Source organism: Bradyrhizobium sp. (genome assembly GCF_035701725.1).
GTDB lineage: Bacteria > Pseudomonadota > Alphaproteobacteria > Rhizobiales > Xanthobacteraceae > Bradyrhizobium.
The window spans coordinates 1-17,811 of record NZ_DASSRP010000355.1 but is presented as its reverse complement, the minus strand read 5'-3'; the positions used below and the strand labels follow the sequence as shown (position 1 = coordinate 17,811).

Genomic DNA, 17,811 nt, shown 5'->3' with positions numbered 1-17,811 from the left:
ACGCAGAATCCTCGGGCCAGTCGGCCGCGGTGAGGAGCGGGGTCCGCGCCGCGCGGGGCGCCATCGTGGCGACGCTCGACGGCGATGGCCAGAACAACCCTGCATTCCTGCCGGCGCTGATTTCCGCCATCGAGCAGGGCGGCGAACGCACGGGGCTTGCCGCCGGCCAGAGGGTTGGCCGCAAGGACACCGGCTTCAAGAAGCTCCAATCGCGCATCGCCAATAAAGTGCGCAACTCGATCCTGCATGACGGCACCCGGGACACGGGCTGCGGCCTGAAGGCATTCCGGCGCGAGGTGTTCCTGGCGCTGCCTTACTTCGATGGCTTGCACCGTTTTCTGCCCGCGCTGGTGCGCCGTGAAGGATACGACATCGTCTATGTCGACGTCATCGACCGCCCCCGGCATTCCGGCGTGTCAAACTATGGCTTTTTCGACCGGCTATGGATCGGGATCATGGACCTGGCAGGCGTTTGGTGGCTGATCCGGCGCAAAAAGCCGACCCCGGTCGCGACTGAGGTGACCCAATGACTGAACTCTTCAACAACCTCGTCAGCTATCTGCATGATGTTTTCATCATTAAGTTCGACGGCTGGGTCATCCTGGGATTTGCTGCGCAAGGTTTTTTCACCATGCGCTTCGTAGTGCAATGGATCGCATCAGAACGCGCGCGCCGGAGCGTGATTCCGGTGGCGTTCTGGTTCTTTTCGGTTGGCGGCGGCGCGTTGCTGCTCGTCTACGCGCTCTATCGTCGCGACCCCGTTTTCATTGCGGGCCAAGCTCTTGGTCTCGTCGTCTACCTGCGCAATCTCTATTTCATTGCCCTGCATAAGCAACAAGTAAGGACCGACAGCTAGGTCGCGTTCAGGACTTTAAGACGTTCAAATCCACGCGACAGATCGGCCTTCAGGTCTTCGACGTTCTCAAGTCCAATGTGAAACCGGAGGGTCGGGCCGCCTGGAGCCCACTTGGTCGCCGTGCGATAGCTGCTGCAATCGAAGGGGATAACCAGGCTTTCAAAGCCGCCCCAGGAGTAGCCCATGCCAAACAGTTTGAGCGAGTCGAGCATGGCATCGACGGCTGCCTGGGGCGCGGGTTTGAGCACGACGCTGAACAGGCCCGAAGCTCCGGTGAAATCCCGTTTCCAGATGGCGTGACCCGGATCGCTCTCAAGGCCCGGGTGCAAGACGCGCAAGACCTCGGGCCGCTGCGCAAGCCATCGCGCCATTTCCAGCCCGGAGCGCTGATGCTGCTCGAGCCGCACGGCAAGCGTCCGCAAGCCGCGGATGGCGAGAAAGACGTCGTCCGGACCGGCGCACAGGCCAAGCAGGCGGACCGCATCAACGAGCGCGGGCCAGGTCTTGGCATTGGCTGAAATGGTGCCGAACATGATGTCCGAGTGTCCGCCGATATATTTGGTCGCGGCCTGAATGCTGATATCGACGCCTTGCTCGAGCGAGCGGTGAAACAGGGGCGTAGCCCAGGTATTGTCGTCGATGACGATCGCTCCATGGGCGTGCGCAGCCGCCGCGATCGCCGGCACGTCCGGCATCTCGAAGGATTGCGATCCGGGCGCCTCGACCAGCACCGCCTTGGTATTCGGCTTGAACAGAGCGGCGATGCCGCCTCCGATCAAGGGATCGAAATACGTGGTCTCGACGCCATAGCGAGCGAGCAGCCCGTTGCAGCAATTACGCGTCGGCTGATAGGCATTGTCGCAGACCAGGATGTGGTCGCCTGCCTTCAGGACCGCGAGCAGGGTGGCACTGATGGCAGCCGCGCCCGAGGGCGCGATAGCAACCCCCGCGCATTGCGGCCCTTCCAGCGCCATCAGCGCCTGCTGGAGCGCTTTGGTCGTTGGTGTCCCGTGACGGCCATAACGGAACTCGCCGCGGTGGGCTCGCAGATCATCCGCCGTCGGATAGAGCACGGTGGAACCGTGCACGACGGGAGGATTGACGAATCCTTTCTGCGCCTTGGTATCGCGTCCCGCAGTTGCGAGCACGGTTTCGATTTTCAGGGGCGGGGTACTGTCGTCGCCGGCAGAGCTCATGTTTTTGGCCGTCTCCTTCGTGGGCCGTCCGGGCGGCATCGCAATATGAAGAGTTTGCGAAACGGCGAAGAAGGCCAAGTCGTTAATAGCAGGGCAGGGAAGACCGCCGTCAACCCCTTGACCCGGACCTCCAGTCGTTCTGTGATGGGTATTACAACTTCGCTGCAGAGTTGAGGGGCCTGCTGGCGACCGTCGCGTCGTGTCCGAACCGGAATATGGGCCATTTTGCCCATCCCGGGGCGCGTGCCGTGGCGGATGTTGGCCCGCACTTTGCCTGCGTAGGACAGCCACCGCTCCCGGACGACCTTCGAAAGGCCCCCGCCATGAAACGCGTTTCTTTTGTCCTTGCTCTCGCTCTCGTCGGTTTTTCCGCACAGTCTGCAACCGCGCAGACGCTCAAGACGGTCAAGGACCGCGGCATGGTGGCCTGCGGCGTCAGCCAGGGATTGCCGGGTTTCTCGGCGCCCGATGACAAGGGAAACTGGACCGGTATCGACGTCGATATCTGCCGCGCGCTCGCAGCGGCGATCTTCAACGATCCAACCAAGATCAAATTCGTGGCTCTGTCCGCCAAGGATCGTTTCACGGCTCTGCAATCCGGCGAGATCGACCTGCTGTCGCGCAATACAACCTGGACGCTTTCGCGTGACACCACGCTTGGCGCCAACTTCACCGGCGTGACCTATTACGATGGACAGGGGTTCATGGTGAGAAAGTCGCTGAAGGTCAATTCGGCGCTTGAGCTCAACAGCGCCTCGGTGTGCGTGCAGACGGGAACGACGACGGAACAAAACCTTGCCGACTTTTTCAAAAGCAACAATATGAAATATGAGGTGGTTGCATTTGCCGGCGCCGACGAGACGGTCAAGGCTTACGAATCGGGGCGCTGCGACGCCTTCACGACCGACGCCTCGGGGCTCTATGCCTACCGCCTCAAAATGACCAATCCTGCCGACCACGTCGTGTTGCCGGAGATCATTTCGAAAGAGCCGCTCGGCCCGATGGTACGCCATGGCGATGATCAATGGTTCGACATCGTCAAGTGGATTTTGTTCGCCATGGTCGACGCTGAAGAACTTGGTATTACCCAACGCAACGTCGACGAGATGGCAAAATCAGACAAGCCGGAATTGAAACGCGTCCTCGGCACGGACGGTAATTTCGGCGAACAACTCGGTCTGACCAAGGATTGGGTTATCCGGATCATCAAGGCCGTCGGCAATTACGGCGAGACCTTCGACCGCAACGTTGGCGCCGGCTCGCCGCTCGGCATCGCCCGCGGTCTCAATGCGCTCTGGAACAAGGGCGGAATTCAGTACGCGCCGCCGATCCGCTGATCGCGCCAGATCGCTGCAAACATGAGTGTCGGGCCACGACCACCGCCGCGGCAACTCGCTGCGAAACTGCGGCGCGTGCTCGGTGGCGGCGCCGGCTGGAGCGGAGTTGTCCTGCAGGTCCTGTTTGTGGTCCTGCTAGCCTGGATCGTCTATGAGGTCATCGCCAACGTTCGCAGTAATCTGGAGACGCAGCGGATTGCTGCCGGTTTTGGCTTCCTGACCAACAATGCTGGCTTCGACGTCAACCAGAGCCTGATTCCGTATACGCAGTCCGACACTTATGCGCGGGTCTTCGTCGTCGGCTTGCTCAATACGCTGCTTGTTGCCGTGATCGGTATTTTCTTTGCGACCGTCATCGGCTTTTTGGTTGCGCTCGGCCGGCTATCCCCGAACTGGCTGCTGGCGCGGATTTCCGGCGGCTATGTCGAGTTGTTGCGCAACATTCCACTGCTGTTCCAGATCCTGTTCTGGTATCTCGCCGTGCTCGGCGCGCTGCCGTCGCCGAGGCAAAGCATTTCGCTGTTTGGCGCCATCTTTCTGTCCAACCGCGGACTCGTGGTGCCCACGCCGGTCCCGCAGCCCGGATGGGAAGCGGTCGCGGTCGCGCTCTTGATCGCATTCGTCGCCTCGCTGCTGTTACGGTTCTATGCGCGTCGGCAACTGTTTCAATCTGGACGGATGATAACGATCTGGCCCTACGTGGTCGGCATGTTGATCGGACTGCCGCTACTGGCTGCAAGCATCTACGGCGCACCCGTCAGTTTTGAAATACCCGTGCTCCGCGGCTTCAATTTTGCCGGCGGATCGCGGATCATACCTGAACTCGTGGCATTGACGCTGGCGCTCTCCACCTATACCGGCGCGTTCATCGCCGAGGTCGTGCGTTCAGGCATCCTGGCGGTTCACAAGGGACAGATGGAGGCCGGCTCTTCACTGGGGCTCACGCGCGGCGCGACCTTGCGGCTGATCGTGGTGCCGCAGGCGATGCGCGTCATCCTGCCGCCGTTGACCAACCAATATCTCAACCTCACCAAGAACTCATCGCTCGCGGTCGCGATCGGCTATCCTGATCTCGTTTCGGTTTTTGCCGGTACGGCGTTGAATCAGACCGGGCAGGCGATTGAGATCATCGGCATTACGATGGGCGTCTACCTGCTCATCTCGCTGGTGACGAGCGCAGTGATGAGCTTCTACAACTGGCGGGTCGGGCGGAGTATGGGCGTATGACCGATCCTGTCTTCGTTCGACAGGAACTCGTTCCTGAGCGCGCCGCGCCGATCAAGGTGACCGGCTTTGTCGGCTTTCTGCGCGCGCGCCTGTTCAACTCACCGACGAATATCCTGCTCACGCTGGTGAGCATTCTCCTGCTTTGGTTGATCATCGTCCCGACGATAAGATTTCTCCTGGTCGATGCCGTCTGGAGCGGCAAGGATCGCACGGCCTGTCTTGCCGAAAATGTCGGCCATCCTGTCGGCGCCTGCTGGCCGTTCATCCAGGCAAAATTCAGCCAGTTCATCTACGGCTTTTATCCAGAAGCCGAGCGCTGGCGAGTCAACCTGACCTTTTTCCTGGCCGCCATTCTGCTGCTGCCGCTGCTAATACCTCCACTGCCGGCAAAGGGCCTCAATGCCAGCCTGTTCTTCCTCGCTTTTCCGGTCGTGGCGTTCTTTTTGCTGCGAGGCGGTGGACTGAGCGGCTTTGGTGTGAGCTGGATCACCGGCATCCTGTCAGGCCTTGCCGGAGCGATCGGCGATTTTGGGCAAAGGCTCTCAACGGTCGCAGAGACGAGGGCCGTGATCGGGCCAATATTGCAGTTGCTTGGCACCCTCGTTATCTGGCTTGGACTGGCGGCTTCCGCCTTGATCTGGCCGTTGGTATGGCTCAACAAGCAAATTCAGAACTTTTCCGATCCGGTATGGGCTGATTTCGCAGTCACCGCGACGGTTGTTTCCTTGGTCCTGTTTTTCCTCAGCGGTGGTTTTCGCAGCGGATGGCGCATGTTGTTCGGCAGTGCCGCGACATTTGCCGGGATCGGCATCGTGATTGCGGCGATGGGACTAAACCGCGGCGGGCTGCCGATCGTCGATAGCGGTCTGTGGGGCGGCTTTCTGATAACGCTGGTCGTTTCGGTCACCGGTATCGTGACCTGCATGCCGATCGGGATTGCGCTGGCGCTCGGCCGCCGCTCGACGATTCCCCTGATCCGCTTCTTTTCGGTCGGTTTCATCGAGGTCTGGCGCGGCGTTCCCTTGATCACGGTCCTGTTCTTCGCGACTTACATGCTGCCGCTTTTCATGCCGGGCAATTTCAAGATCGACGGCCTGGTTCGCGCGCTGATCGGCATCGCGCTGTTTTCGGGCGCCTACATGGCCGAGGTCATCCGCGGCGGGCTGCAGGCAATTCCACGCGGGCAGAGCGAGGCCGCCAGCGCCATCGGGCTTTCCTGGTGGAAGACGACTGCCTTTATCGTGATGCCGCAGGCGCTCCGCCACGTCATTCCCGGGATCGTCAACAGCTTCATCAGTCTGTTTAAAGACACCTCACTGGTGTCGATCGTGGCGCTATTCGACCTGCTGGGCCAGGTGCACGCCTCTTTCGCCGACCCGGTCTGGGCGACGCCAACGACGCTGTTTACCGGGTTTGCGTTCGCCGGAATGATCTATTTCGCTTTTTGCTTTGGAATGTCCCGCTATTCCCTGTTCGTCGAGAACAGGTTGAATGCTCATCGTAAGTAACCGAGAGACCTCATGACCACAGATCCGATCGTCGGAATTGCCGGGCTCAACAAATGGTACGGCGACTTTCACGTGTTGCGCGACATCGGCCTCGACGTGGCCAGGAGTGAGCGCATCGTAATCTGCGGTCCGTCCGGTTCCGGAAAATCGACGTTCATCCGCTGCATCAACGCGCTCGAGGAGTTTCAGGAAGGGCGAATTGTCGTTGACGGTATCGAGCTTGGTCCGCAGTTGCGGCGGGTCGACGAAGTCCGACGCGAAGTGGGTATGGTGTTTCAGAGCTTCAATCTGTTTCCGCATCTGACCGTGCTCGAGAACTGCACGCTGGCGCCGATCTGGGTTCGGCATATGCCGAAGAAGGATGCCGAAGCAGCCGCCATGAAATATTTGGAGCGGGTGAAGATCCCCCATCAGGCCAACAAATATCCGGGGCAGCTGTCTGGTGGTCAGCAGCAGCGGGTGGCGATCGCGCGCGCGCTGACGATGAACCCGAAGGTCATGCTGTTCGACGAGCCAACCTCAGCTCTCGATCCGGAAATGGTCAAGGAGGTGCTCGATACCATGGTTGATCTCGCCAGAGAGGGCATGACCATGCTGGTGGTGACGCACGAAATGGGTTTCGCCCGCGAGGTAGCCAACCGCATCGTTTTCATGGACGCCGGTCAGATCATCGAGACCAACACGCCCGACAACTTCTTCGCCAATCCGCAGCATGCGCGGACCAAGCTCTTCCTCAGCCAGATATTGCGCTGATCATACCTTCGCAAATGGAATGGCGACCTGGCTGCGCTTTTCCAGCCACGCCGGCACCGGCAGCTTCTTCGAGCGCATGAATTCCGGATTGAACAGTTTTGATTGGTAGCGATTTCCGGAATCACAAAGGATCGTCACGATCGTCTTGCCGGGCCCCAGTTGCTTGGCCAGCCGGATCGCGCCAGCCACATTGATGCCGGTCGAGCCGCCGAGGCATAGGCCTTCGTGCTCAAGCAATTCGTAGATGATGGGGACAGCTTCTTCGTCCGGGATCAAATAGGCTTCATCAACCAGTGCCTGCTCGACGATGGGAGTGACGCGCCCAAGGCCAATGCCTTCGGTGATCGATCCGCCCGGTGTGGCCTTGGCTTGTCCGTGTTTGAATAGCTCATACATCGCAGCGCCGTGAGGATCAGCGCAGCCGATGACGACTGCCTTGCTCTTCTCTTTCAGGAACCTGCTCGTTCCGGCGAGGGTACCGCCTGATCCGACCGAGCAGATGAAACCATCGATCTTTCCGTCGGTCTGTTGCCAGATCTCAGGCCCGGTCGATTCGTAATGCGCCTTGGGATTATCGAGATTGTTCCATTGATCGGCGAACAGGACGCCGTTCGGTTCATGCGCGCGCAACTGGTCGGCCAGGCGCCGTCCGATGTGCTGATAGTTGTTCGGGTTGGCATAGGGCAGCGCCGGCACCTCTACCAATTCGGCGCCGCAAAGCCGCAACGTGTCCTTCTTTTCCTGGCTCTGGGTTTCCGGAATGACGATCAGAGTGCGATAGCCGCGGGCGCTTGCGACCACGGCAAGACCGATCCCGGTATTGCCTGCGGTTGCCTCGACCACGAGGCCTCCCGGCTTGAGCTCGCCGCGCTTCTCAGCCTCAAGGATCATCCACTTGCCGGCACGATCCTTCACGGACTGACCGGGATTCATGAACTCGGCTTTGCCAAGGATAGTACAGCCGGTCAGTTCGGAGGCCTGCTTCAGCTTGATCAGCGGGGTGTCGCCGATCGCTTCGATAACGTCGTTCTTGATTTTCATGCGTGCAGGTTCTTGCTCGAAGCGCGACCGTCGAAGTTCATCAATTCAACGAGTTCGGCGTGGTTCGGTTCAAAAGTGAGCCGCCACAGTAAAGTGCGATGGATGAAAGTGGAAGCTGCTTCTACCGCTGATTTGTGCGCTGCGGTTAGTCCGCTTTTGCGAACACGACCTGACGAACGTCGATATTTCCTGATCGAAATCCGGCCTCGCAGTAGGCAAGATAGTATTCCCACAGCCTGCGAAAACGATCGTCGAAACCAAGGGGGATCAGGCTCGGCCATGCGGCGCGGAAGTTATTTCGCCAGGTCGCCAGGGTCGTGGCATAATCTTGCCCGAAAATTCGCTCGCGTATGACAGGGACACCGAAACGTTCGCCGAGCGCTTTAAGGATCTGTGGTGAAGGCAGCATGCCGCCGGGAAAGACGTAGCGCTGGATGAAGTCGACCTCGCGCCGGTAGGTGTGGAACAGGCTGTCCTGGATGGTGATGGCCTGGATACCTGCAAGGCCGCCGGGCAGCAGGCGATCGCGCAACTGCGAAAAATAGCGTGGCCAGAATTCCTCGCCCACCGCCTCGATCATTTCGATCGAGGCAATGCGGTCGTAGGCGTCGCGTTCGTCGCGATAGTCCTGCAGCTTGATCTCGACCCGATCGTTAAGGCCGGCGGCCTGAATTCGTGCCAGCGCGAATTCACGTTGCTCCTTGCTGATCGTCAGTCCGACCACCCTGGCGCCGATCTTCGCCGCATATTCCGCAAACCCGCCCCATCCGCAGCCGATCTCGAGCAGCCTCTGTCCGGGCCTGAGGTCGATCGCTTCGGCAAGCCGGCGGTACTTGTTGTTCTGGGCAGCGGCGAGGTCTGTGGTGTGCTCTTCGAACAATGCCGACGAATAGGTCATGCTCGAGTCGAGCCAGGCAGAATAGAAGGCGTTTCCGATATCGTAGTGGCGGTAGATGTTTCGCCGTGCCTGACGCCTGGTATTGCGGTTGAGCCAGTGGCGGACCGTCTGGATGGCGCGCACCATCGGCTTGCCGATCAGCATCGATCGCATCCAGTCCTGGTTGACGCAGAAGAGATAAAGAAACTGGGTGAGATCCGGCGTATCCCATTCGCCGCGCAGATAAGCCTCGGCAATGCCAATGTCACCGCCGCGGATCAGGCGCGACGCAAAGCCATAGTGATAGACTTTCATGGCAGCGGCAGGTCCCGGGCTGTTATCGCCAAGCCTGACGACACGCGCGTCAGGAAGGGTTACCTCCAGCGAGCCGTAACGAAGCTTCGCGCCATAGCCGAGCGCCAGGCGGACCATGCGGGGCAGGTCCGCAGGCAGGCGATCCACACTATCGGACGTGATCGTAATCACCTCGGGCATGGCCGACCGACTTAAGATTCACCGTCTGCCGCCGGCAGACATTGCTTTGGAAGTATAATCATTGTGGGTGCCAGCCGCCAAGCTTTGATCGGCGTGCCGCGGCACTAGCTGCACGCCCTTCAGCCAAAGCCGGAGTGCCTCCCAGTGGATGGCGACGATGACCTTGAAGGTGACAAACGGAAGCGAAACGAATGATCGTAACAGTTCTTTGCTGGTCAAATTCCGCCGTCGGCCGGTGAAGGTCGCCGCAAGCACGGGGCCTTCGCTGTCGGTCTCGATGATACGCAGCTTGACGTCGTCGCTCGGGAGCGCCACTCGAAAAAGGTAACGCATTGCCATCTCGACGAAGGGCGAGACGTAAAATCGCTTGTCCTGGGTCTGGCGGAGCCGACCACGGCTCAGGTCGCCGCTGCGCACGGGCAGCACATAAGCGTGGCTGTCGCCGAACGTGTTTCTGACCTCATAAATGAGGAGAGCTAGCTCTCCGTTCGCGAAATAGCAGAAATAGACCGACAGCGGATTGAAGGTGTAACCGAACAAACGGGGATAGCAGAGCAGCAGGACCCGTCCTCCCCTGATATCGATCCCGTGCTCGTATGCCCGCCGCTCGGCGTAAAGCCGCAACGACGAGCCGTCGCGATCGCCGTGGTCCGCTTCGTGGAAACTATAGAGCGCCGGCCGGTTCACGCCGAACAGCCGTGATTGCCGGTCGGCAGCCTCAAGCCGGCCGAGGTCGAGAAGCAGGCTCATGACCCGATAAGTGAATCGGTGTCCGATCGGCTTGAGACGGGCATGCATGACCTTACCAACATACAGCACGGCAGCGTCGCCTGCGATCGCGTCGGATCCCAATTTGGCATTTCGCATCGGCTACTCCGCGGCCTCAGCCAGTTCGCGCGGGCTTGCGCGCCAGGGCGCGGTTGCCCCCAAAGCTTCCGCCACCGACAAGGCCGATCTTAGACCATCTTCGTGGAAGCCGTAGCCGGTCCAGGCGCCGCAGAACCAGGTGTGGCGCTTACCCTGGATCTCGCCGAGACGCTGTTGCGCGGCAAAAGCTGCGGCGTCGTACCGCGGATGCTCACAGACATATTTGCCGAAGGTGAGGGCGGCTTGGGGTTCGAACGGTGGATTGAGGCTGACGAACAGCGGCTTGTCTTTGTCAATGCCCTGAAGTTCGTTCATCCAGTAGGTGACGGCGACATCGTTGAGGGACGTCCCTTGCCGGGGCCAGCGCAGAAAATTCCACGATGCCCAGGCGCGTCGTCTGCGGGGCATCAGCCTGGTGTCCCGGTGCAGGTAGATCGTGTTCGGCGAATATCCAATCTTACCCAGGATGGCGCGCTCGCGATCGTCAGCATCCTTCAACAGTCCCAACGCCTGATCGCTATGCGCCGCGATGACGACATGGTCGTAGATCTCGCGATCGCCCGCGCTGTCGGTCACGACGACGCCTCGTGCTTTGCGTTCGATCGAAGTGACCGCGCAGCCCAGGCGGATGTTATGCCGGAACGCGTCGGTCAGTTTCGCGACGTAGTTTTGACTGCCGCCCTTGACGGTTCGCCAGACCGGGCGCTCGTACTGCAAGAGGCGATGATTCTTGAAGAACGCCACGAAATTCGCGGCGGGAAAGTCCAGTATTTCCTGCGCCGGCGCCGACCAGATCGCGGCGCCCATCGGGCCAAGATAGTCGGACAGCAATCGCGGGGCGAATTTCCGCGAGCGAAAATATTCGCCCAGGCTGAGCCCGTTCAAACGGCCGGCGGCGTAGTCCTCAATGCTCTCGCGGCCGAACGTCAGAATGTCTCGCAGCATCCACAGATAGCTCGGTGACAACATGTTCCGCCGCTGCGCGAAGAGCCCGGCCGCAGTCTGCCACCAATTGTTGCCGCCGCCTTTCCACTCGAAGCGGCCGCCATCGGCGCTCACGGCAAAGCTCATGCAGCTCTCGGTCGTTTCGACGCCGAGGTGGTCAAACAGCGCGGTCAGGTCGGGATAGTTGAGTTCGTTGTAAACGATGAAGCCGGTATCAACGGAAAGAGACGTCCCGTCATAGTCCACGGTAACCGTATGGCTGTGCCCGCCCGGCCGGAGGTCCCTCTCATAGACCGTTACGGGATAACGTCTCGACAAGGTCCATGCGGCGGCATTGCCGGCAATTCCCGTCCCAACCACCGCGATGCGCATTCCAGCCCTCTGCCCGTTGCCCCCTAGGTACGGGGGCTCAAGGCGAAAGTTTCGAACCCGAGTGGAGGCGGTCGTCTCCGCGCGCGGCCGTTGAAGCCGGTCACCGCGCGGCGTATAGCAGGCATATGTCCGAAGGTTCCGAGGCCCAAGATGGCGCCGCGCCGGCCGCGCTGCCGCCAGATTGTCCGCATTGCCACAAGCCGGTGCCGCTGTGCATCTGCGACAGCGTCAAGCCGATCGAAAATCGCGTCGAGCTGTTAATTTTGCAGCATCCGCAGGAGCAGGACAGGGCGCTCGGTACCGCTCGTCTGGCGGCAATGCATTTCAAGACCGCGACCCTCAGGGTTGGTCTGTCCTGGCCTAGTCTCTCCAAGGCGCTGGGCCGGCCCGTCGCCGATCCCTCGCGATGGGCGGTGCTCTATCTGGGCTCGGCGAAAGTGGCAGACCTTGACACCAAGCAGGAGGTCGTCGCGATCAATCGCAAGGGCGAAATGGCGGAAAACCAACGCGCGATCTTGCGTGCAATTGAAGGGGTCGTGCTCCTGGATGGCAGCTGGAGCCAAGCCAAGGCGCTATGGTGGCGCAATCCCTGGATGCTGAAGTGCCAGCGCGTGATCCTGGGACCCTCGTCCCCGTCGCGTTACGGAAGGCTTCGCCGGGAGCCGCGCCGGGACGGTTTGTCGACAATCGAGGCGGCGGGGCTCGTGCTTTCCGCGCTCGAGGGGCGCCCCGATATCGCCGAAACCCTGAACCTCAGCTTCACACAGATGTTGAAGAGATACCGTGAAGTGACGGAAGAAATGCCCTCGCTGGCGCCGAAGCCGAGGCCAAGACGCGATTTTCGCCGTCGCAGGAGAAGTTGAGGCGAGTGGTTACGTCAGCGGAGTCGGTATTAAGCCGCCGTTATGGACATCTGAAGTTTATTTGCTAACCGGGCTGGTTCACTGAGGCGAAGCGGCCGGCCCGTGAGGAGATCGCATGATTTTGGTAACGGGTGGTGCCGGCTACATCGGCTCTCACGCCTGCGTCGAGCTTCTCAACGCGGGCAAGCAGGTTGTCGTCCTCGACAACTTCTCAAACAGCAGTCGAACCTCGCTCGAACGCATCAGGCAGATATGCAGGAAGCCGCTCGCCGTCGTCGAGGGCGATATCCGCGACCAGGCTGTCATCGAAAAAACCTTGCGCGAATTCGGCTGCACAGCGGTCGTTCATTTTGCCGGCCTGAAATCGGTGTTCGAATCCGTCAGTTCGCCGCTCGATTACTACGACAACAACGTCATCGGCACCCATCGCCTGCTACGGGCGATGCAGGGATGTGGCATCAAGCGCATCATCTTCTCGTCCTCTGCGACTGTGTATGGAGATCCGAAGTTTCTGCCTTACACCGAGGATCATCCGCTCGGGCCGGTCAATCCGTACGGACAGACGAAGTTTTTCGTCGAGCAAATGCTACGCGATCTGTTCGTCAGCGATCGATCCTGGAGCATCGGCATCCTTCGCTATTTCAATCCCATCGGCGCGCATGAGAGTGGCCTGATCGGTGAAGATCCGAAGGGCGTGCCGAACAACCTTTTGCCGTTCGTGGCCCAAGTGGCCGTCGGGCGGCGCGAGCGGCTGAACATCTTCGGAAACGATTATGACACGCCCGACGGCACCGGCGTTCGCGATTATATTCACGTCGTGGACCTGGCGCAGGGACATGTCGCCGCGCTCGCATCGCTCGACAAGCCCGCCTGCTTTGCGGTCAATCTCGGAACGGGAAGGGGTTATAGCGTGCTGGAAGTCGTCAAGGCTTTCGAGAAAGCCAGCGGACGGCCGGTTCCGTACGATCTACGGCCCCGGCGGGCCGGTGATGTCGCCACGTGCTACGCCGGAACCGATCTTGCAACGAAAGTGCTCGGGGGGTGGCGCGCCACCAAGGATTTGGAGACGATGTGCAGGGATCATTGGCGGTGGCAGAGCCAAAATCCCAACGGGTATGACGCCTAGACGTTGCTCTGTTACCGCTTGTTGAGGACGCGACCGAGAACACTGCTCCCGTGGTTGGAATATCCCGGCCGGCGCAAGATTTAAGGATTTGGACGTGGCGTGGATCGCCAGGGATTTCCACCAGCCGCCCGAACCCTAGGATTGGTGGTTGTCTAAGTCCTTGAGGCCCTGTATTGATCCGCCCCATGGGGCCACGTGGCGGAGTGGTTACGCAGCGGTCTGCAAAACCGTTTACACCAGTTCAATTCTGGTCGTGGCCTCCAGCAATAAAATCAGAGGCTTAGAGTAGTTTTCAGCGAAAGAGCTGAAGGCTGCGATCTGAAAGATCCGTCCAGGCGAAAGCTGCAACTGGTGTCTGGGATCTTGCTGATGGCGTGGTCAGCAGGCGGCGTGCCAGCCATCGGGGAAGGGGATCAGCGGCCATTCCGCTCCGTTGTCGTTGGCGGCCTCGGGCGCGCGGCTGCAGCCCATCATGTCCGTCACGAAGTCCTGCTGCGGAATCGGCGTGATTGCCACACTGATGGCATCAAGCAATCGCTCGAACTCTGCTTCGCTCATGGAGCACTCCCGCCTTGGAGTGCCAAGCGTCGCAAAAGTTCCTTTTTTTGCGCTTGAGCGATCGATTCAAATTGTATCGATCCGCCGGTCCCCGGCGGTTTGGTTGACAAGACGTTAAGGCGACGCAGGTAACACGCGCCGCGCATTCTCGCCGTTGGTTGCGGACGAGCAGCCATGCACCACGGGGCGCCATCGCTATCGGTTCACCAAAACTTTACGGCGCGCTGCCACGCTTTGAATCGCAAATCAATTTTTTGCCGAACATCGAACCCGCATTGCATGGCAGAGCCGGCGCCAAAGTGGCTTCGATACGGCCGAGATCGGCAAAGTCGCAGAAACAACGAGTAGGTGATCGTCCGTTAAACGTGTCTGATGAATAGCTTCCCCAGGGTCCAGATAATGCTGATCGGAGCGGTGGCGTTGGCGCTTGGCGCTGCCGCGATCCCCCTTGCACTCGGTATTCTGGAGCTGGGGCACCTGCGTGGAAGCATCGCAAGGATCGAGCAAGCCGTCTCGGACGTGAAGCTCGCGCGCGACGTCATCGACAAGACTTCGCAGAGCCTTGTTAATTTCACGGCGGTGGCGCTGGAGCTCTCACCGGCCGATCGTTCGCAGGTTCGCGCGGAGGCGGAACGCCAGTTCAACGAGCTCGATTTGGCGGTCGACAAGGTTATCAAATCCAGCTCTAACGCGCTTTCGCTTCGCGATCAGCAAAGGCTGAGCCAAGCCGTCGTATCGCTAAAGCATAGTTGGGAGGAACTGCGGGACCAGGCGCCGGGCGAGATCTCGCCTGTCGCGAAGAGGTATCATTTCTCGCGCATCCTCGAACAGATCAAGCTCGCAAAGCATCTCCTGCTCACTTTCGAGGCGGAGACATCACAAGCGGCGCAGGGCGAAGCGGCCGCCTCGTTCCAGCGACTGAGCAGGTCCGCGGTTCTGCTGGTGTCGACAATGCTGCTCGGCAGCCTCGCCAGCGTCGCGGCGCTGTTTGGCATCTATCATTTCGCGCGCCGAACCAAGGACGGCAATGATCGCCTGAAAGCGGCGATCGCGGCCGCCGAACGCGCCGAATATTCGGAGCGCGCGGCGCACGCGCGACTTCGTGAAGCGTGTGACGCCATTCCCGAAGGCTTCGTGCTGTTTGACGCGGATGACCGCTACGTGATGTGGAATCGTCGCTTTGCCGAGCTTCACGAGTGGGACGGTTACAAGATAACCAGCGAGACGCGTTTCGAAGATACGCTTCGCGCCGGTATGAAAGCGGGACGGTTTCCCGAGGCCGAGGGCCAGGAGGAAGAGTGGCTGGCGGCCCGGCTGGCGCGACATCGTCAGCCAGAGAACGAAGAAGAGCAACTGCTGCATGGCAATCGCTGGCTCAAGATCATGGAGCGGCGAACGTCCGACGGCGGCAGCGTCGGTATTCGCATCGAAATTACCGATTTGAAGCGCAAGGAAGCGTCGTTCCGCCTGCTGTTCGATAGTCATCCGTTGCCGATGTTCCTGTGGGATCGCAATACATTTGAATATCTGGCGGTCAACGACGCTGCCTGTCAGCATTATGGGTACAGTCGCGAACAGTTCATGAAGATGACCTCGCTCGACATCAGGTCGAAGGAGGACCAGGCGCTGTTGCGAAACACCGTTGCCAACGCCGCGCCGGGTGAAGTTCGGAGCGACCGCGTCTGGCGGCACATCAAAGCGGACGGCTCGCCGATCGATGTCATTATCTACGCCAAGATGCTTCCCTATGAAGGCCATCTGGCGACATTGAGTGTCGCCGTCGACGTCACCGAACGCAGGAGAGCCGAGAAAGAGCTGCGGCGCACCCGTTCGTTCCTTGACGCGGTCGTTGAAAACATGCCTGCAATTCTTTTCGTAAAGGAGCCGCAGGAGCATCGATACGTCCTGATCAACCGGGCCGGCGAGGAATTTTTCGGCATGCCGAGCGAGGAAATCGTCGGAAAGACCGATTTTGACCTGTTGTCGTCGGACGAGGCCAGTCTTTCCTTTGTGCGCGATCTCGAAGTTCTCCACGGCGCGCAGAAACATTCCTTCGACGAGGAGACGATTGCGACGCGCGACCATGGCGAACGACTGATCGCAACACGGCGGCTTACCATTCCCGGCGATGACGATCAGTCGCAGTACCTGCTTGGCGTTGCCGAAGACATTACCGAGAGAAAGAAGGATCAGGAGCGGATTGCGCATCTTGCCCATTACGACGCGTTGACGGACCTGCCGAACCGGGCGGCATTCACCAAGCACCTCGGTTCGGCTATCGAACAGGCCGATGCCAACGGCCAGATGTTTGCCGTGCTTTGTCTCGACCTCGATCGGTTCAAGGAAATCAACGACACCTATGGTCATCTGGTCGGTGACGGTCTGCTGCAGGAGGTTGCGCGGCGCCTGCAGTCGGCGGCGGAGGGGGCCTTTGTCGCTCGTCTCGGCGGCGACGAGTTCACCCTGGTTGCAACCGGGCCGCAGCCGGCGAGCGCGGAGGCGCTTGCTCAACGGCTACTCGGCGAGTTCGCCAATGATTTCGTCATCGACGGCCAGCGATTGCGCAATGCGACCAGCATTGGGGTTGCGATTTATCCCACCGATGGCCTCGATGCGATGACTGTCGTCGGCAACGCCGATGCCGCGCTTTATCGCGCCAAGGCGGAGGGCCGCGGCTCGGTGCGTTTCTTCGAGGCGCAGATGAACGCGCATCTGCGGGAGCGACGCGCGATGCAGCGGGATCTCGAGAACGCGGTCGCCAACGGCGAGATCACCCTCTATTATCAACCCCAGATGCGGATCGGCTCGGCCATCACGGGCTTTGAGGCCTTGGCGCGCTGGAGACATCCGGAGCGCGGCTGGGTCCCGCCCAACGTCTTCATCCCGCTTGCCGAGGAATCCGGAACCATCCTTCCGATGGGCGAATGGATTCTGCGCGACGCTTGCCGTGAAGCAGCATCGTGGCCGCGGCCGTTGAACGTTGCGATCAACGTGTCACCGGTCCAGTTCCGCGACGGCGATCTTCCGACGCTCGTCCACAGCATCCTCCTGGAAACTGGTCTTGCACCGCATCGGCTCGAAATCGAAATCACGGAAAACGTGCTGATCGGCGATTTTTCTCGTGCCTTATCCATCATGCGGCGGCTCAAGGCGCTTGGCGTCCGCATATCGATGGATGACTTCGGAACAGGTTACTCTTCGCTCGCTTATCTTCAGGCGTTCCCGTTCGACAAGATCAAGATTGATCAGTCGTTCATTTCCAGCGTTGTGGCCAATCCGCAATCGGCCGCAATCGTGCGCGCGGTGATCGGATTGGCGCGCGGTCTCAACCTGCCGGTCATAGCCGAAGGCGTGGAGACACAGGAACAGCTTTCATTCCTCAGTCAGGAATCGTGTGACGAGGTCCAAGGCTACTTTGTCGGCCGTCCCTCGGCGATCGACCGATATGGCGAACTGGTCGGTCGCGCGCGGGAAGAGGTGCGCGAGACCGCCTGAACCGATCTCAAGACCCGATCCGCGCATCCGTGGTCTGCATCGCCGACCTCTTGGCACACCGCTTGCTACGTACAATGCTCGTTCAGTCTCGCTGGGTCTGGCGAGCGCGCGTTGATGTCGGTCGGACGTCGTTTCGAAATGTCGAGGGGAGAGCGGGATGGGGAATATTGGCCGCCGATGCAGGGCAGCAATTGCGGGTATTTCCGTTGCAGGCACGCTGGCGCTGGGCCCGACGGTCTTCGCCGGTGAAATTTCCGGGGGCAGCGTTAAGATCGGCGTGATCACGGATGCGAGG

General features: G+C 60.2%; 15 protein-coding genes and 1 tRNA gene. 10 read left to right on the top strand and 6 right to left on the bottom strand.

Going from position 1 to position 17,811, the window contains the following annotated elements; genetic code table 11:
• Together VFL62_RS21235 and VFL62_RS21230 are read left to right on the top strand one after the other, a co-directional pair.
• On the top strand, nt 1–530 hold a 530-nt coding region (locus VFL62_RS21235), incomplete at its 5' end, for a glycosyltransferase (RefSeq protein ID WP_325174350.1).
• On the top strand, nt 527–856 hold the full coding sequence (locus VFL62_RS21230) for a lipid-A-disaccharide synthase N-terminal domain-containing protein (RefSeq protein WP_325174349.1): 330 nt from the start codon (nt 527–529) through the stop codon (nt 854–856). The genes VFL62_RS21235 and VFL62_RS21230, both read left to right, overlap by 4 nt.
• On the opposite strand, the gene metC is transcribed toward VFL62_RS21230, so the two are convergent.
• Nucleotides 853–2,052 (bottom strand): cystathionine beta-lyase, encoded by a 1,200-nt coding sequence (gene metC, locus VFL62_RS21225; protein ID WP_325174348.1) that lies wholly within the window; start codon nt 2,050–2,052, stop codon nt 853–855. The two genes, VFL62_RS21230 and metC, sit on opposite strands and share 4 nt — an antisense overlap.
• A gap of 323 nt (nt 2,053–2,375) precedes the next feature.
• On the opposite strand from metC, the gene VFL62_RS21220 reads away from it, so the two are divergent.
• Genes VFL62_RS21220 through VFL62_RS21205 form a run of 4 tightly spaced genes read left to right on the top strand, consistent with a single transcriptional unit; the run spans nt 2,376 to nt 6,877 of the window.
• A complete protein-coding gene (locus VFL62_RS21220; protein ID WP_325174347.1) occupies nt 2,376–3,389 on the top strand; it encodes an amino acid ABC transporter substrate-binding protein in 1,014 nt (337 codons plus the stop codon).
• Nucleotides 3,390–3,410: 21 nt separating this feature from the next.
• Nucleotides 3,411–4,616 carry an ABC transporter permease subunit gene (locus VFL62_RS21215; protein ID WP_325174346.1) on the top strand — a complete coding sequence of 402 codons (1,206 nt, stop codon included), beginning with the start codon at nt 3,411–3,413 and terminating at the stop codon, nt 4,614–4,616.
• Nucleotides 4,613–6,124 carry an amino acid ABC transporter permease gene (locus VFL62_RS21210; protein ID WP_325174345.1) on the top strand — a complete coding sequence of 504 codons (1,512 nt, stop codon included), beginning with the start codon at nt 4,613–4,615 and terminating at the stop codon, nt 6,122–6,124. Before VFL62_RS21215 ends, VFL62_RS21210 begins: the two co-directional genes overlap by 4 nt.
• Nucleotides 6,125–6,136: 12 nt before the next feature.
• Nucleotides 6,137–6,877, top strand: a complete 741-nt coding sequence (locus tag VFL62_RS21205) for an amino acid ABC transporter ATP-binding protein (protein ID WP_325174344.1) — start codon at nt 6,137–6,139, stop codon at nt 6,875–6,877.
• Here the strand turns inward: VFL62_RS21205 and VFL62_RS21200 are convergent, their stop codons facing one another.
• The 4 genes from VFL62_RS21200 to VFL62_RS21185 form a co-directional block, all read right to left on the bottom strand.
• Nucleotides 6,878–7,918 (bottom strand): cysteine synthase A, encoded by a 1,041-nt coding sequence (locus tag VFL62_RS21200; protein ID WP_325174343.1) that lies wholly within the window; start codon nt 7,916–7,918, stop codon nt 6,878–6,880.
• A gap of 145 nt (nt 7,919–8,063) precedes the next feature.
• Complete coding sequence (locus VFL62_RS21195) at nt 8,064–9,290, bottom strand: cyclopropane-fatty-acyl-phospholipid synthase family protein (protein ID WP_325174342.1); 1,227 nt, start codon at nt 9,288–9,290, stop codon at nt 8,064–8,066.
• Nucleotides 9,291–9,308: 18 nt separating this feature from the next.
• Entirely contained in the window at nt 9,309–10,157 is an 849-nt protein-coding gene (locus VFL62_RS21190; protein ID WP_325174341.1) for a DUF1365 domain-containing protein, read from the bottom strand.
• A gap of 3 nt (nt 10,158–10,160) precedes the next feature.
• The gene (locus tag VFL62_RS21185; protein ID WP_325174340.1) at nt 10,161–11,474 is read right to left on the bottom strand and encodes an NAD(P)/FAD-dependent oxidoreductase; all 1,314 of its coding nucleotides are present in this window, start codon (nt 11,472–11,474) and stop codon (nt 10,161–10,163) included.
• Nucleotides 11,475–11,599: 125 nt separating this feature from the next.
• Between VFL62_RS21185 and VFL62_RS21180 the strand changes: the two genes are divergently transcribed.
• The 3 genes from VFL62_RS21180 to VFL62_RS21170 all read left to right on the top strand — a co-directional run bounded on the left by VFL62_RS21180 (nt 11,600) and on the right by VFL62_RS21170 (nt 13,726).
• Nucleotides 11,600–12,337, top strand: a complete 738-nt coding sequence (locus VFL62_RS21180; RefSeq protein ID WP_325174339.1) for a tRNA-uridine aminocarboxypropyltransferase — start codon at nt 11,600–11,602, stop codon at nt 12,335–12,337.
• A gap of 115 nt (nt 12,338–12,452) precedes the next feature.
• Nucleotides 12,453–13,463, top strand: coding sequence for a UDP-glucose 4-epimerase GalE (galE, locus tag VFL62_RS21175; protein ID WP_325174338.1), 1,011 nt, complete (start codon nt 12,453–12,455; stop codon nt 13,461–13,463).
• A gap of 189 nt (nt 13,464–13,652) precedes the next feature.
• Nucleotides 13,653–13,726, top strand: a tRNA-Cys gene (locus VFL62_RS21170).
• Between the two features lie 115 nt (nt 13,727–13,841).
• Here VFL62_RS21170 and VFL62_RS21165 read toward each other — a convergent pair.
• Nucleotides 13,842–14,021 carry a hypothetical protein gene (locus tag VFL62_RS21165; protein WP_325174337.1) on the bottom strand — a complete coding sequence of 60 codons (180 nt, stop codon included), beginning with the start codon at nt 14,019–14,021 and terminating at the stop codon, nt 13,842–13,844.
• Between the two features lie 399 nt (nt 14,022–14,420).
• Here VFL62_RS21165 and VFL62_RS21160 point away from each other — a divergent pair, with 399 nt between their 5' ends.
• Nucleotides 14,421–17,516 carry a sensor domain-containing protein gene (locus VFL62_RS21160; RefSeq protein WP_325174336.1) on the top strand — a complete coding sequence of 1,032 codons (3,096 nt, stop codon included), beginning with the start codon at nt 14,421–14,423 and terminating at the stop codon, nt 17,514–17,516.
• Nucleotides 17,517–17,811 lie beyond the last annotated feature (295 nt).